This window comes from Streptomyces sp. NPDC001502, from assembly GCF_042894785.1.
Taxonomy (GTDB): domain Bacteria; phylum Actinomycetota; class Actinomycetes; order Streptomycetales; family Streptomycetaceae; genus Streptomyces; species Streptomyces kutzneri.
Genome location: NZ_JBIAVW010000003.1, coordinates 448,985 through 462,582 on the forward strand (window position 1 = coordinate 448,985; position 13,598 = coordinate 462,582).

Annotated in this window: 10 protein-coding genes; 5 read left to right on the plus strand and 5 right to left on the minus strand. The window is 75.6% G+C overall.

Going from position 1 to position 13,598, the window contains the following annotated elements; translation table 11 throughout:
* Positions 1–132 precede the first annotated feature (132 nt).
* The gene (locus ACFY0D_RS06880; protein ID WP_390797340.1) at positions 133–399 is read left to right on the plus strand and encodes a hypothetical protein; all 267 of its coding nucleotides are present in this window, start codon (positions 133–135) and stop codon (positions 397–399) included.
* Between the two features lie 18 nt (positions 400–417).
* Here the strand turns inward: ACFY0D_RS06880 and ACFY0D_RS06885 are convergent, their stop codons facing one another.
* From ACFY0D_RS06885 to ACFY0D_RS06900, 4 genes are all read right to left on the minus strand, one after another.
* Positions 418–990, minus strand: a complete 573-nt coding sequence (locus ACFY0D_RS06885) for an NADPH-dependent FMN reductase (protein WP_390797341.1) — start codon at positions 988–990, stop codon at positions 418–420.
* 1,731 nt (positions 991–2,721) lie between these two features.
* A complete protein-coding gene (locus tag ACFY0D_RS06890; RefSeq protein ID WP_390797342.1) occupies positions 2,722–3,393 on the minus strand; it encodes a DUF4097 family beta strand repeat-containing protein in 672 nt (223 codons plus the stop codon).
* A gap of 418 nt (positions 3,394–3,811) precedes the next feature.
* The gene (locus ACFY0D_RS06895) at positions 3,812–5,434 is read right to left on the minus strand and encodes an alpha/beta hydrolase (protein ID WP_390797343.1); all 1,623 of its coding nucleotides are present in this window, start codon (positions 5,432–5,434) and stop codon (positions 3,812–3,814) included.
* A gap of 572 nt (positions 5,435–6,006) precedes the next feature.
* On the minus strand, positions 6,007–6,411 hold the full coding sequence (locus ACFY0D_RS06900) for a hypothetical protein (RefSeq protein ID WP_390797344.1): 405 nt from the start codon (positions 6,409–6,411) through the stop codon (positions 6,007–6,009).
* An 840-nt stretch (positions 6,412–7,251) separates the two neighbouring features.
* Here ACFY0D_RS06900 and ACFY0D_RS06905 point away from each other — a divergent pair.
* Positions 7,252–7,854: a TIGR03086 family metal-binding protein gene (locus ACFY0D_RS06905; protein ID WP_390797345.1), complete on the plus strand. Its 603-nt coding sequence runs from the start codon at positions 7,252–7,254 to the stop codon at positions 7,852–7,854.
* Positions 7,855–8,184: 330 nt separating this feature from the next.
* On the opposite strand, the gene ACFY0D_RS06910 is transcribed toward ACFY0D_RS06905, so the two are convergent.
* On the minus strand, positions 8,185–8,640 hold the full coding sequence (locus ACFY0D_RS06910; RefSeq protein ID WP_390797346.1) for a hypothetical protein: 456 nt from the start codon (positions 8,638–8,640) through the stop codon (positions 8,185–8,187).
* A gap of 778 nt (positions 8,641–9,418) precedes the next feature.
* Between ACFY0D_RS06910 and ACFY0D_RS06915 the strand changes: the two genes are divergently transcribed.
* From ACFY0D_RS06915 to ACFY0D_RS06925, 3 genes are all read left to right on the plus strand, one after another.
* Positions 9,419–9,874, plus strand: coding sequence for a transglycosylase SLT domain-containing protein (locus ACFY0D_RS06915; protein ID WP_390797347.1), 456 nt, complete (start codon positions 9,419–9,421; stop codon positions 9,872–9,874).
* A gap of 254 nt (positions 9,875–10,128) precedes the next feature.
* Positions 10,129–11,568: an MFS transporter gene (locus tag ACFY0D_RS06920; RefSeq protein WP_390797348.1), complete on the plus strand. Its 1,440-nt coding sequence runs from the start codon at positions 10,129–10,131 to the stop codon at positions 11,566–11,568.
* 1,447 nt (positions 11,569–13,015) lie between these two features.
* Positions 13,016–13,522 (plus strand): nuclear transport factor 2 family protein, encoded by a 507-nt coding sequence (locus ACFY0D_RS06925; protein WP_390797349.1) that lies wholly within the window; start codon positions 13,016–13,018, stop codon positions 13,520–13,522.
* The last annotated feature ends 76 nt before the right edge of the window (positions 13,523–13,598 follow it).

Sequence of the window (13,598 nt, forward strand, 5' to 3'; positions counted from 1 at the left end):
CCACCGAGCTCCGCTTGCGCACCGATGGCCGCTGCCGCCCGCTGTCCCTGGCCGTCACACCGGGTCGGCGGGCGGGACTGCACCCGTTTCAGGCCCGCTCCTGGAGAGGCGTCCTGGAGCCCGGGCCCGGTCATGAGCCGCAAGAGGCCTGACAGCGTGGCGCCCGACAAGGCCTGCAGCAGCGGGCCCTGCCACGAGTACCTGCGCAGCCGCGGCATCCGACACACCGTTCCCGAGCAGAGTGACAGCCGGGCCGCCCGCCTGCGCGAAGGCTTGCGCGGCGGACGGCCACGGGGCTTCGGCGCAGAGCGCGACAAGAAACGCGACACCGTCGAACGGGCCGTCAGCCGCCTCGAACGGCACCGGGCAGCCGCCACCCGCTACGACGAACGTCGCTGAAGGGGCGGTTCGGGTTTGTCAGGCGGTTTCACCCAGTGTCTCGTCGTGTTGGCGTGCTGTGCGTAGGGCGTGGCCCCACCAGTGGAGGTCGTCGAGGAGGACTGTTGCGGCTTGCGCGGCGGTGTCGGTGTCGTGGGGCGTTCCGGTTTCGTCGAAGGGGAACTGGTGGAAGCTGACGGTCTCGCGAAGTGTGGTGGCGTGGAGTTCGGCGAAGACGGGGCGGAGCTGCTCGACGGCGCGCAGGCCGCCCGAGAGGCCGCCGTAGGACACGAATCCGACAGGCTTGCGCCGCCAGATGGGTCCGGTGATGTCGATGGCCTGTTTCAGGGAGGCAGGGAACGAGTGGTTGTACTCGGGGGTGAGGACCACGTAGGCGTCCGCTCCGGCGAGGTGTTCGGCGAATGCGCGGCCGCGGGGTGTGAGGTCGGTGGTCCAGTGTGCCCGTAGGTCGGCGTCCGCGAGGTCGGCGACGGTGAGTTCGATGTCGGTGCGGGCGGCGGCTACGGCTTCGAACCAGCGGGCGACGGTGGGGCCGAACCGGCCTTGCCGGGTGCTGCCGACGACGAGAGCGGTACGCAGAGGAGTGGTCATGACTCCATGTGTAAAACATCAAGTCCGCTTGAGGTCAAAGGGCCTGAGGGCCACGGGCGGCGGTGGGGTGTGGGTGGCCGGTACCGGCCGACGCCGTCGTGCGACGGCCTGAGTCGCCACCCGCACCATGGGAAGGGGCCTTCGGGGGGCTCCCCCCCGAAGGCCCCTTTGCCGTGCGGGCACCGCTCCCCGGGACGGCCGTATGGACGGCCGTCGCGCGGCGGACCCCGGCGGCCGCCCGAACGGGTGGACGTGTCCGCCGCCACCCGCCCGGGTCCGGCCCCGGACAGGCGGACAGGCGGGCGGGCGGGTGTGGGTGCGGGCCGGAACAGGAGCGGGGAACGTTCCCGTCCGGCCTGTTCGGCCGGCGGACCTGCCGGCCGGGATCCTCACCAGCGGTGGACATCTCCCCGCGCCCGCTTCGGGCGCGGAGCCGTCGCGCCGGGCGTTGGCACGGACTGCCCGAAGGACTGCCCGACGGCCCAGGGCGTTCCGGGTCCGGCCGGATCCGGAACGCGGCGCGGCCCGTATCCCTTGCCGCTGGCTACGCCGCCCCGTCCCGGACCGGCCGACCCTCCGCCACCGCCATCGGGCCGTACGGTTCCTGCCGCGGATGCCCGGCCGCCCTGTACGTGAAGAGGTGCCGGAGTCGGCCGGGGCGGCAGCCGCTCCGCCGGTCTGTCCGAGGGATGTCCTGTCAGGAGGCGGTCCGGCCGGGGACGGCCTCCGGCCCGAGGCCCGTCGGCGACCTGGCCCGGTTGTCGTCGGCGCGGCCGCGATTTCGTCCTGGCCGGCGGTGTGTTCGGGTTCCTCGCCGGGGGTGCTGTTGAGTATCTGCTGTGTCCCGGGTCGGCGTCCTGCGCCTGGCAGTGCATCGGCGGGGTTTGGCGCCGTGTTTCGTGGTCCTGGCCGGGTGGGGTTCGCCGTTGCCATGCGGTTGTGCTCGCTGTGCGACGGGCCGGGTCCGGCGGCCGCGGTCAGGGCGTTCGCGGCCGCGTTCGGTGTGACGGTGGTGGAGCTGAAGCGGTTGGCCTGCCTGTGTCGCCCCGTTCGCGCTGCCGGCCGACCGGGCCGCCGCCCGCTGGCCCCCGCCCCCCGCCTGCCTCCTCCCGGCGGGCGGGCCGTACCTGGGCAGCCGTGCCCGGGCGGTCGCGGGCGGGCGGCTGTACCGGGGGCGGGCGGGTGTGTCGGGGTGGCTCGGGTGAACTGTGCGCGGAGGGGTTCGGGGCTGATCGTGATGGGCGGGTGGCGGGTGGGTGAGGCGTGGTGTGTGGTCGGGGTGGGTCTGGTTGTCCGTCTGCCGTGGATGAGGGTCATCTGCGTGCCGGTTGGTGGTCGGGGCCCGTGTTGGGGGATGCGGGCCCAGGCCTGGAGGTCGGGTCGCCGGCGCCGTCGTGGGTTTCCGTGGAGCGGGCGTTGAGGTGGGGGTGTTGTGCGGGCGGGCGGGCGGGCGGTCCCGGTTTGTGCGTGTCGGGGGGGTCTGGCATCGACGGGTCCGCGGTGGATCCGTTGCCGGGGTGGAAGGACGTGCCCGTACGGTCCGGGTCTGGCCGGTCCGGGTCTGTTCGGGGCGGGGGAGCGGCCGGCGTTCGCGTGTCGGCCGGTTCCGGTTCCGGCGTGTGCGGTTCGTCATCGGTGTGCGGTGGTTCCGGCCTGTGCCGTCCGGCATGCCGCGCCCCCCGGGATCGGGGGTGCGGCAGTTCTGGGGGTCCCTGTGGTGGTAGTGGTGGGTCAGTTGCTGCGGGCGGTGATGTTGCCGTGGGTGGTGGTGGCGCGGATGGTGAGGCGGGCGGTGGGGCCGTCGGTGTTGGTGAGGGCGTTGTTGATCCGGCCGTGGGCGGTGCCGGCGTCGAGGGTGGCGGAGATGCCGGGGGCGGTGCCGACGGTGATGTCGCCTGCCTGGGTGGACAGTTCGACGGTGCCGTGGACGGCTTCGGTGATGTGGAGGTCGCCCTTCTGGGTGGTGATGCGGGCGGGGCCGTCCAGGCGTCCGATGCGGATGTCGCCGGCCATCAGGGTGAGGTGGGCGCTCGCGGTCTCGTCGAGGCTGACGGTGGCCTGGGCGGCTTCGAAGGTGACGTCGCCGAGGCGGCCGACGCCGCGGAACTCGGCGGCCGCGGTCTTCGCCTCCACGCGGGAGCCGGCGGGCAGCTGGACGGTGATCTCGACGGATCCGGGGTTGCCGAGGATCCGGTTTTCCGCGGGTGCGGTGGTGATCCGCAGGACGCCGTCCTTGTACTCGGCGGTGGTCTGCCCGGCGGCCTTCACGTCGCGGCCCTTGGAGGCGTCGGCGGGGAGGATCTCGACGGTGGTGTCGGCGCGATCGGCGGCGATGAACCGGATGAGCGCGGCGGGGACGTCCAAGACGGCGGCGATCGGGGCGACGGTGGCGAACTTCTGCATCGTGCTTCTCCTTCATCAGCGGCTGCGCCCTGCGCGCCCCGCGGTTTCTGATGAACGAAAAGCTACGTTGCGTTCGAAGATTCGACAACGCATTCGTTGCTTGAAAACTGCATATCTGCAGGTCATAGCGGTGATTTCATTGCAATGATTTCGAGCTTAACGCAACAGTATTCCCCTAGTTCGTTGCAATGAATTGGAGCTGAATGCTCCAGTGAGGATGGTGGGAGGCGGGAATGCCGGTGTCGGCGGGTGTGGTTGACGGGCCGTGAGGTGAGCGGGCGTCAGGACCGGCCCGCCGCACCCGGTTCGGCACGGGCCGGGGGGCTTCGGCGGCGTGCGGGGGCCGCGGCGGGCGTGGCGGCCCGCTGCGGCCCCCGCACGTATGCCGGTGCGTGTGCCGGTGCGTGTCGGGGTCGGTTCAGTGCAGGGCCGGGATTACGTCGCGTGTCTCGTCGGCCTCGCCGACCGGGGTGCGGCGGGCGGAGGGTTCCGGGGGAGCCTCGTCCGCGCAGACGGTGGCGGGCGGGGGCAGTGCCAGAGTGGTGAGGTAGTCGTCGACGAGGGCGCTGACACACGCGCTGCGGTGGTAGGCGGTGTGTCCCTCGGCGTCGAAGGTCAGCAGCCTTCCGCGGTCCAGCGTCCCGGCCAGGGTTACGGCGTCCTGGTAGGGGGTGTCGGGGTCCCCGGTCGTGCCGAGTACCAGGATCGGGGCGGAACCCGCCGCCCGGTAGGAACCCTCGAACCGGCTCGGGCGTTCCGCCGGCCACTGGGCGCAGGCCGGGGCGTGGTTGTGGTCGTAGGTCGGCGGCCCCAGGCCGATCGGGGGTCCCAGCAGCGGCGCGGACGCGGTCTCGGCGCCGACCAGCGCGCCCAGGAGGAGCCGGCTGCGCGGGTAGAGGCGGTCGGCGCACTCGACCGCCAGGTTGGCGCTGAGGAAGTCGAACGACGCGGGCGAGGGAGGCGACAGCAGGAACGAGGCCTGCCGCGCCTGGGCCGCCCGCAGCGCCTGCCCCAGAGAGGGCCAGATCTCCTTGCCCGCGTTGATGTTGAACATCAGGCGGTAGGCCAGGGTGTAGCCGGTGGCCGGGCGCCCGCTCGCGGTGATCACCGGGTCCGCGTCCAGGTCCCGCTTCAGCTCCTCGAACGCCTGCCGCGGCCGGCCTTCGCCGAACCCGCAGGCCGCCGTGTTGTCCCCGCACCAGTCCAGGAACCTGCCGAGAGCCGCGTCGAGGGCGGTGAACTGCCCGGCGTCGTACGCGTACGGCACATCCGCGTAGCGGCGCGGATCGTAGGCCCCGTCCAGGACCATGGCACGCACCCGCGCCGGGAACCGCGCCGCGTAGACGGTGCCGACGTAGCTGCCGAAGGAACGGCCGTAGAAGGACAGTGTCTCCTCGCCCAGGGCCTGCCTCAGCAGGTCGAGGTCTCCTGCGTTCGAGGCGGTGCCGATGAACGGCACCAGTTCCCCGGAGCGTTCCCGGCAGGCGGCGGCGAAGCCGGCGCCCTGGCGCACGGCCTCCCTCAGGGCCCCCGGCCCGGGCACACCGCGCGCACCGTCGACCGCGGCGGCGTACTCCTTGTCGTCCCAGCACTCCACCTGCCCGCTGCGCGCCACCCCGCGCATGTCGTACCCGACGACGTCGAAGGCGTCGCGCAGGGAGGCGGGCAGCGCCTCGTAGCTGCCGCGGGCGAAGTTCACACCGGAGTTGCCGGGCCCGCCGGGATGCAGCACCAGGACACCGGTGCGGCGCGCCGGGTCGGCCGCCGCCCGGCGGGTGACCGCGAGCGCGAGCGTGGGCCCGGCGGGCCGGCGGTAGTCCACCGGCACCCGGGCGGTCGCGCACTCGAAGCCGTCCACCGCCCCGTCGCAGGGGCCCCAGGACAACACCGGGACGGGCGGCGCCCCCTCGCCCCCCGCCCCCGCCGCGCCGGCGGTGGCGGCGGTGCCGGACGCTCCCCCCAGGAGCGCGGTGACCGCGATCAGGACCAGGGATATCCCCCACACCACGCGCCTGCGGGGGTCGTCGGCCAAACGGGTCATACGGCGCTCCTCCGTCACGGATGCTGCGGAACGGGCGACAACGTAGCGGCCGGCCACCGCCCCTGTCGGCCCGCCAGGAGTTGATTCCCGGCTACCGCCAGGGTTGTACGCCCCCGGTCCGCCCGCAGCCCGGCCTGTGGTCCGCTCCGCAGTCCTGCCCGCGATCTGCTCCGCAGTCCGGCCCGCAGTCCCGCCCCCGGCCCGCCCGCACTCCGGCTCCGTCCGGGGGTGCTCGCCGTATCCGCATCCGTATCCGTAGTCCGTCGTCCGGCCGGCGCCGGGGCGGCATTCCGGGCAGGTCCGGGCAGCGCCCGCCGCCGTCCGGGGCGACCGTGGCTTCGTGGCCTAGTGGACACCGAGCCGGGGAGTGGGCCTGTGGTGGAGCAGGTGCTGGCGAGCCGGAACGAGGGCCCCGTCAGGCAGGCGGTCCTGGAGTACGTCCACCGGGCGACGCCACCGGGCGCGGGGTTCGTCGAGAGGCCGACCGCATCGCCGCGTTCGACAACGACGGCATGTGCTGTGTCTGGTCCGCCACTGCCGTGTTCGGGCTGTGTGGGGGTGGGGGTGGGGGGTTAGGGTGTTTTGTCGGGGTCGCAGGTGGTGCGGCGTAGTCCGATGGTGTGCAGGGCTCGCATGAGTCCTTCCTCGTCGCTTGCGCGTACCTGGTGGACGGCTCCGTCGGTGGTGTTGACGCCGAGGTCGTGGGGGGCTGTTTCGGCTCGTGTGCGGAGTACTACGCCGCTGGGCGGGTCCAGGGCGCGTACTCCGTGGAATACGCCGAGGGCGGCGGGGTCGTCGTGGAGGCTGCCGGGCAGGGTGAGGACGGTGATGTCGGGGAGCAGGGCCCGGGCGTGTGCCAGGGCGGTGCCGGGTGTGGGGGTGTGGGAGATGACGCGGAAGTGGGGGTTGCGCTGGATCCGGGACCGCAGCAGGTCCAGCTCCGCGCCCTCGGGTATGCCGACCAGCAGGACTGTCATCACAGTCCCTCATCCTCCGTCGCGGCGCCGGGCCCGTCGACCCGGGCCCCGCCACCCCACCCCGGGCCGTGCCGCCCCGTGCCGATCCCCGCGGTGCGCCCGCGCCGTGCCGATCCCCACCCGCGCCGTGCCGCCCCGGGCCGATCCCCGCCCCGTGCCGCGCCCGTGGCGTCCCGCCCCGCGCCGTGCCGCCCGCCGTGCCGATTCCCGTGCCGCGCCCCGTGCCACGCCGCCGCCCGCCGGGCCGATCCCCGCCCCGGGCCGCGCCCGTGCCATCCCGTGCCCCGCCGCCCCCCCGGGCCGCCCCCCGTGCCGCGCCCCGTGCCGCGCCGCGCCTGTGCCGTCCCGCCCCGCCCCGTGCCACGCCGCCGCCCGCCGTGCCGATCCCCGTGCCGTGCCGCGCCATGCCGCCCCGGGCCGATCCGCGCCCCGTGCCGTGCCGCCCCGTGCCCCGCCCCGCCGCCCCGCGCCGCCCCGCCCCGCGCCGCCCCGCCCCGCGCCGTGCCGTGCCGTGCCGCCCGCCGTGCCGATTCCCGTGCCGCCCCGCCGCCCCGTGCCGCGCTGTGCCGATCCCCGCCCCGGGCCGATTCCCGTGCCGTGCCGTCCCGTGCCGGCCCCCCGCCGGGCCGATCCCCCCCCCCCCGCCGCCCCGCCGCCCCGTGCCGAGCCGTGGCGATCCCCGCCCCGTGCCGCGCCCCGTGCCGGCCCCCGCCGGGCCGTGCCCCGTGCCGGGCCGTGCCCCGTGTCGTGTTGTGTCGCTGTCGTGTTGTGTGGGGTGCGGGCTGTGGGGCCGGTCTACGCTGCAGATCCACCGTCCGGCGGGAGTGGCGGGAGTGGCGGGTGACTGGTGGGGCGGTGTTCGGCCTCGGACCGCAGGTCCGGATCGTGGCCGGTCTCGTGGCTGCTGTTCCGGATTCCCGGCTCGCGGGCCGGACGCCCTGCCCCGGATACACGGTTGCCGGTCTGCTGGGTCACCTCGCGGGTCTTGCCGCTGCTTTCCGTGATGCCGCCCGCAAGGACCTGGGCGCGACGACCGACACGGCTCCCGGAGCGGCGGCGCCTGTTCTGTCGGCGCGCTGGCGTGAGGAGCTGCCCGGGGTCCTGGGTGAACTGGCCGTTGCCTGGCAGGACCCGGCGGCCTGGACCGGGATGACCCGCGCGGGCGGCGTGGACCTGCCCGGCGCCGTCGCCGCCGTGGTGGCCGCCGGTGAGCTGGTGGTGCACGGATGGGACCTGGCCCGGGCCACCGGCCAGGAGTACGCGCCCGACCCGGCCGCGCTGCGCGTCTCGTACGCGTTCCTGCTGGAGGCCGCGCAGGACGCGGGCCGCGGCGGGGGTGTTTTCGCGGCGGTCGTGCCCGTACCGGACGACGCCCCGCTGCTGGAGCGGGCCGTCGGCCTGAGCGGGCGCGATCCGGCCTGGAGGCCGCCGCCGTCCCCGTGACACCGCAAACAGGAACCACCACCCCCACCGGCCTGCGGCCACGGCCACGGCCACCGGCGTGCGGCCACGGCCACGGCCACCGGCGTGCGGCCACGGCCACGGCCACCGGCGTGCGGCCACGGCCACGGCCACCGGCGTGCGGCCACGGCCCCGGCCACGGCCACCGGCGTGCGGCCACGGCCACGGCCACCGGCGTGCGGCCACGGCCACCGGCGTGCGGCCACGGCCACCGGCGTGCGGCCACCGGCGTGCGGCCACGGCGTGCGGCCACGGCGTGCGGCCACGGCCTGCGGCCACGGCCGTGGGCGTGGGCGTGGGTCGTGCGGGTTGTCAGGTCTGGCACTGCTTTGTGGCCGCGGGGGACCAGCCGCTCCAGGCGGCGCTCCCGGCCCGGGCGTGAACCCGGATCTCCACCCTCACGGGGCCGCATACCCGCGTCGTGCTCCCGACTTCCACCGGGCCCACCGACTCGCCGGCCCGCACGTGGACACGGCCGCTGCCCACCTTCTCCCAGTGACCGCCGTCCACGACACGGAAGAACGCCTCGTAGGCGACGTCCACCCCCCTCGTCCCGGTGTTGCGCGCCCTGATGTGCGCCGTGATCTCCCGCGTGGGGAACCTGCCGGCCGATCCCCGCTCGGCGCTGATGCAGCCGTTGACCGCCACCCGGCCGGTCGAGGTGCCCCCGCCACAGGCGACCGCCGCGGCGCGGGCACCGGCCGGGACCGCCAGCACGCCCAGCACGCTCAGCGCGGCCGCGCCCAGGACCGTTCCCGTACGCCTCACAAGCAATGTCTCGTTCCCTTCTCCGGGCCGGTGTCTGTGAAGAGACCATGGCCCCCCGCAGGCACGGCGGGCAGCGTTTCGCCCGCGGTTTCGCCCACATGGACGCGGACGGCGCGGTGAGGGGAGGGTCCCGGCGCCCGCGACGGGGCGCCGGGACCCGGGCCGGTCCTCCGCCCCGGCGGAGCGGTCCTCCGCCCCGGCGGAGCGGTCCTCCGCCCCGGCGGACCCGGGCCTTCGCCCCGGCGGACCCGGGCCTTCGCCCCGGCGGACGCGGGCCTTCGCCCCGGCGGACGCGGGCCTTCGCCCCGGCGGACGCGGGCCTTCGCCCCGGCGGACGCGGGCCTTCGCCCCGGCGGACGCGGGCCTTCGCCCCGGCGGACCCGGGCCTTCGCCCCGGCGGACACGGGCCTCCGGCCCGCCTCTTTCCCGGTCCCGGGGCGGTCCCGGCGTCCGGCCGGCCGGCCCGACGGGGGTACGGGCGATGACAGCCGGTGAGATTCGGGCGCCCCGGGGGTGACCCGCCCCATAGGGCCCACGTCACATACGAGCCGGGATAGTAGGCCCCGAAGGTCCCGTATCGCCCCCGGTATCGGGCCCCGCCTGCACGGATCCCGCCCCGCCCGTGGCAGGGCCGCCGGTCCCCGGCTGCGAGGGCCCTTAGTACCAGGGGCCGTTGCCAGGGTGCCGGGCCGTCTGTAGAACTGGATGAGTCGCCAGGCGGCACGGGTACTTCACCCGCCGCCGACGAACCCCTCTCCACCGCGTGAGTGGCTCACGCATGTCTCCGGCATGCCTGCGACCGCCCTTGTTCCCTGTGGAAGGTCAATCCGTGTCCAACGCCGTCATCCGCCGCATCGCCGCCTCCAGGAAGGCCCTCGCGGGCACCGTCGTCGCCCTGGGTGTCGCCGGCTCCATGCTCGCCACGGTTCCCGCCCAGGCGGCCCCGGTGAGCGCCAAGGCGATCGCGCAGCAGATGATCAAGGACCCGGCCCAGTTCGCCGCGTTCGACAAGATCATCTCCCACGAGAGCGGCTGGAACCACACCGCGACCAACGCCTCCTCCGGCGCCTACGGCCTGGCCCAGGCCCTGCCGGCCTCGAAGATGGCCTCCGCGGGCGCGGACTGGAAGACCAACCCGGCCACCCAGATCAAGTGGGGCCTGGACTACATGAACGACCGCTACGGCAGCCCCGTCGGCGCCTGGAACTTCTGGTCCGCCAACCACTGGTACTAAGCCACCAGCGGGCACCAGCACCGCACCGCGCGGCACCGCGCAGCGCAGCAGACATACGAGAACGCCCGGCCGGGACCTCCCGGCCGGGCGTTCTCGCGTACCCGGCCTTCCGGCCTTCCGGCCGCCCCCGGCCCGGCCGGGGCCGGACTGCACCGCGCAGCGGGCCGCCCCACAATGGGACCAGGGCACGCGCGCGGGCGTCCCGCGCGTCCCGCGCCGCCCCCTCCGGCGTGCCGGCTGAGAGGAACGCCCTCATGCGCGCTGAGACTTCACCGGCCGCGCGCAGGACGGGGGCCTTCATCGCCGTCGCCGTCGCCCTGTTCTGCATCCAGCTCGACTTCTTCGCCCTCAGCCTCGCCCTTCCCGGGATCGCGGCGGAACTCGGCGTCACGGTCCCGGCCGCGCAGTGGACCCTGTCCGCGTACATGCTCGCCATCGGCTGCTTCTTCATCGTCGGCGGCCGGGCCGGGGACGTCTTCGGCCGGCGCGGCAGCCTCCTGGCCGGGATCGCCCTGTTCACCGCCGGCTCCGTGGGCTGCGCACTGGCACCCGGCCTCGGCCCGCTGGTGGCGGCCCGGATCGCGCAGGGCGTGGGCGCGGCGTTCGTCTTCCCGGTGTCCGTGTCCGTGATCACCAACACCTTCCCCGGGGAAACCCGCGCCAAAGCCCTCGGCGCCGTCTTCGGCGTCGCCAACATCGGGACCGCGCTCGGACCCTTCGTGGGCGGCGGCCTCACCCAAGGACCCGGCTGGCGCTGGATCTTCTGGCTGATGGCACCGCTGGGCCTGCTCTCGCTGCTCGCCGCCCTCCTGTACGTACCGGACTCGCGCGACACCTCGGCCCCCCGCGCGCTCGACCTCCCGGGCTGCGCCCTGATCGTGTGCTCGCTGGCCGCGCTCACCCTGGCCGTGGAACGCGGGGACGCCTGGGGCTGGGGGAGCGCCCGTACCCTCCTGTGCTCCGCCCTGGCCGTGACGGCCGGCGCCCTGTTCCTGCTGCGGGAGCGGCTCGCCCGGCACCCGCTGGTCGACCTGCGGCTCTTCCGGAACGTCCCGTACGTCCTGGTGACCGCGATGGGCTCGCTCTCCAACATGGGCTACGGCGTCACCGTCTTCCTCGCCACCCTCTACCTCCAGGGCGTACGCGGGCTTTCGCCGCTCCTGGCGGGCACGGTGTTCCTGGCCCCGGCCCTGCTCGTCGCCGTCAGCGGCCCGCTCGGGGCGCGCCTGGGCCGGCACATGCGGCCGACCGCGGTCATGGCACTCGCCGGCGCGGTCGCGGGCACCGGAATGTACGTGCTCGCCCACGCCGGCCCATGGTGGCTGTACGTGCCGGTGTTCGCGTGGTGCGGCCTGGGCCTGGGCCTGGGCTGGACCTTCTCCGGCGTGGCGACCCAGCAGGTCGTCGCACCGGCCAGGGCGGGGGAGGCCTCGGGCGTACTGCTGACGTTCCTGGTCACGCTGGGCGCGATCGCCCTCGCCGGGACGGCCGCGGCGATCTCCGCGATGACCCCGCAGCGGCCGCCCGAGGACACCTACGACACGGTCCTGCAGCTGGGCGGGACGGTCATCGTCGCCGCATCGGCCGTCGTCATGGCCCTACGCCACCGGCTCGTGGTGCTCGGCAGGATCCCGCCCCTGTCCATGCGGGCGGACGGCGACGGCACCGCACGGGAGCCGGGCCGCCGGCCCTGACCGCACAGACGCCATGACCGGGTGTGCCCGGCCGGCGGGCCCCGGCCGGCGGGCCCCGGGCGGCGGGCCCCGGGCGGCGGGCCCCGGGCGGCCGCGGGTCCCTGATCCGCGTCCCGCACGCGGTGACCAGGACGCGAGGGCAGGGCCGGCGGCCCGGGCAGGCCCGCGGCGCCACCCCGGCGGGCAACAGCCGCGCCGGGTACCTCTTCTGATCCCCCGCCGGACCGGTTCGCAGGCCGGCAGCGCGCCCGGACCGGCAGGACCGCGGCCATGCCGGTGGAGCCGTCGCCGGCCAGAGCCCGGGGGCTGCGGGAGCGCCGGGCACGGGAGCGCCGGTGCCGTTCGCACCGGTGGGCGGTGCCGGCGCGGCCGTCTCGCCGCGACCGGGACAGAGCCCGCCCGGCCGGCCCAGCGCGGCCACCCGGGGCGGGCCGGCGACCGTGACCCCGCCGGGCACGAGTACGGCCGGGACCGTCCGGGAGCGTCCGGGACCGCCGGGACACCCCGGCGATGCTGCCGGCGGAAGCTCTCACGGACCCGACACGGTCCGCGAGGTCCTGCCGGCGGCGCGGGTGCCGGTTCCGGCAGCCCTGCCGTACGCGTCCCCGGCGGGCCTTTGCCGTGCGGAGCCAGGGACGCCGGCGGTGGGACAACAGCCGGGCGGCCGTCCGGACCTTCGGCGGCCGGAGCGGCCGGCAGGCCGTCAGGACACGGGCGAGGCCGCTCCGGACGAGATCACCCCACCCGCGTTCACGGTCCGCGAGCACGGCCGGACAGCCGCCGCCGCCGGACATAGGGCCTGCCCGGGCCGGACCGCTCACACCGGTGTCCCGACCGCGCCGGACTCGCGGGGGCGCGGGCCGGGCCGGACGACGGGTCCGGCGGCGGTGGAACACGCGCTCGCGGCAGCTGCCGCAGTGGCGGGCCCGGCCGGCCGCCTCCCGGGCATGTCGCGCAAGCACCGGGGTCCGGGAAACCGGGTACGCAACCCGGCATCGGGACCGCCCGGACCAGGTCCGCCGACCCCACGGCCCGCCCGGTCCCGCCCCGCCGTCCGGGACAAGCCGTGGCGCTGCGCACCGCCGGCGCCCCGGAGCGGGCCGCCGCCCACACCGGACCCGGACCCGGACCCGGACCCGGACCCGGACCCGGACCCGGGACCGGGACCGGGACCGGGTGGACAGCAGTGGGCAGTGCTGGACAGCCCCCCACCCCTGCGGGGGCTGGAGACCGGACACCGCCCGGCACGAGTCTGTGTCCCATGAAGGTTGCACGTACACAGCCGGACGGGGCGGCACACCCGCGCCCTCGGCCCGCAACGGCTCTGCCGCCCACCCGGCCGCCGAACCCCCCGCACCCGCCCGCCACCACCACCGTCGCCACCGTCGCCGCTGTCGCTGCCGCCGTCGCCGGCAAGGCCGCACCCGCACTCCCAGGAGCCTCCACCATGACGTCCCGCGCGCTGCGTACCCTCACCGTGCTGACCGCCACCGCCTCCCTCTGCGCCACCGCCTCCACCGCCTACGCCGCACAGGGCACCGGCCACCGCACGCCGGGGATCGCCACCGCCTGGGCCCGCGCCTGGAACGGCACCGAACCCCAGGCCCTCGGCGCCCTGTTCACCGCCGACGGCACCTACACCGACGAAGCCGTCGGCGTCACCTTCCGCGGCCGCGAGGAGATCGCGGGGTGGAAGGCCCGCGCCGACACCCTCATCGACAACGTCCACGTCACCATCCGCACCACCCGCCTCGACGGTGACCGCCTCACCGTCCGGGCCGTCTACTCAGGCCACCTCAAGGGCGCGCCCAAGCCCTTCGCCGTACCGATGACCACCCGGCTCGACCTCGACAGGAACCACTGCCGCATCGCCTTTGACCAGGACCACTACAGCCTGGCCACCGTCCTTGCCCAGTCGGGCCTGCCCGCCGACTGGACCCCGCCCGCCACCTGACGCCGCCAGGCCGTCTCTTGCGGAGCCTGCCCGACCCGCACCGCCCGGCACCGCACCCCGCCGCCTCGCCCGGGCA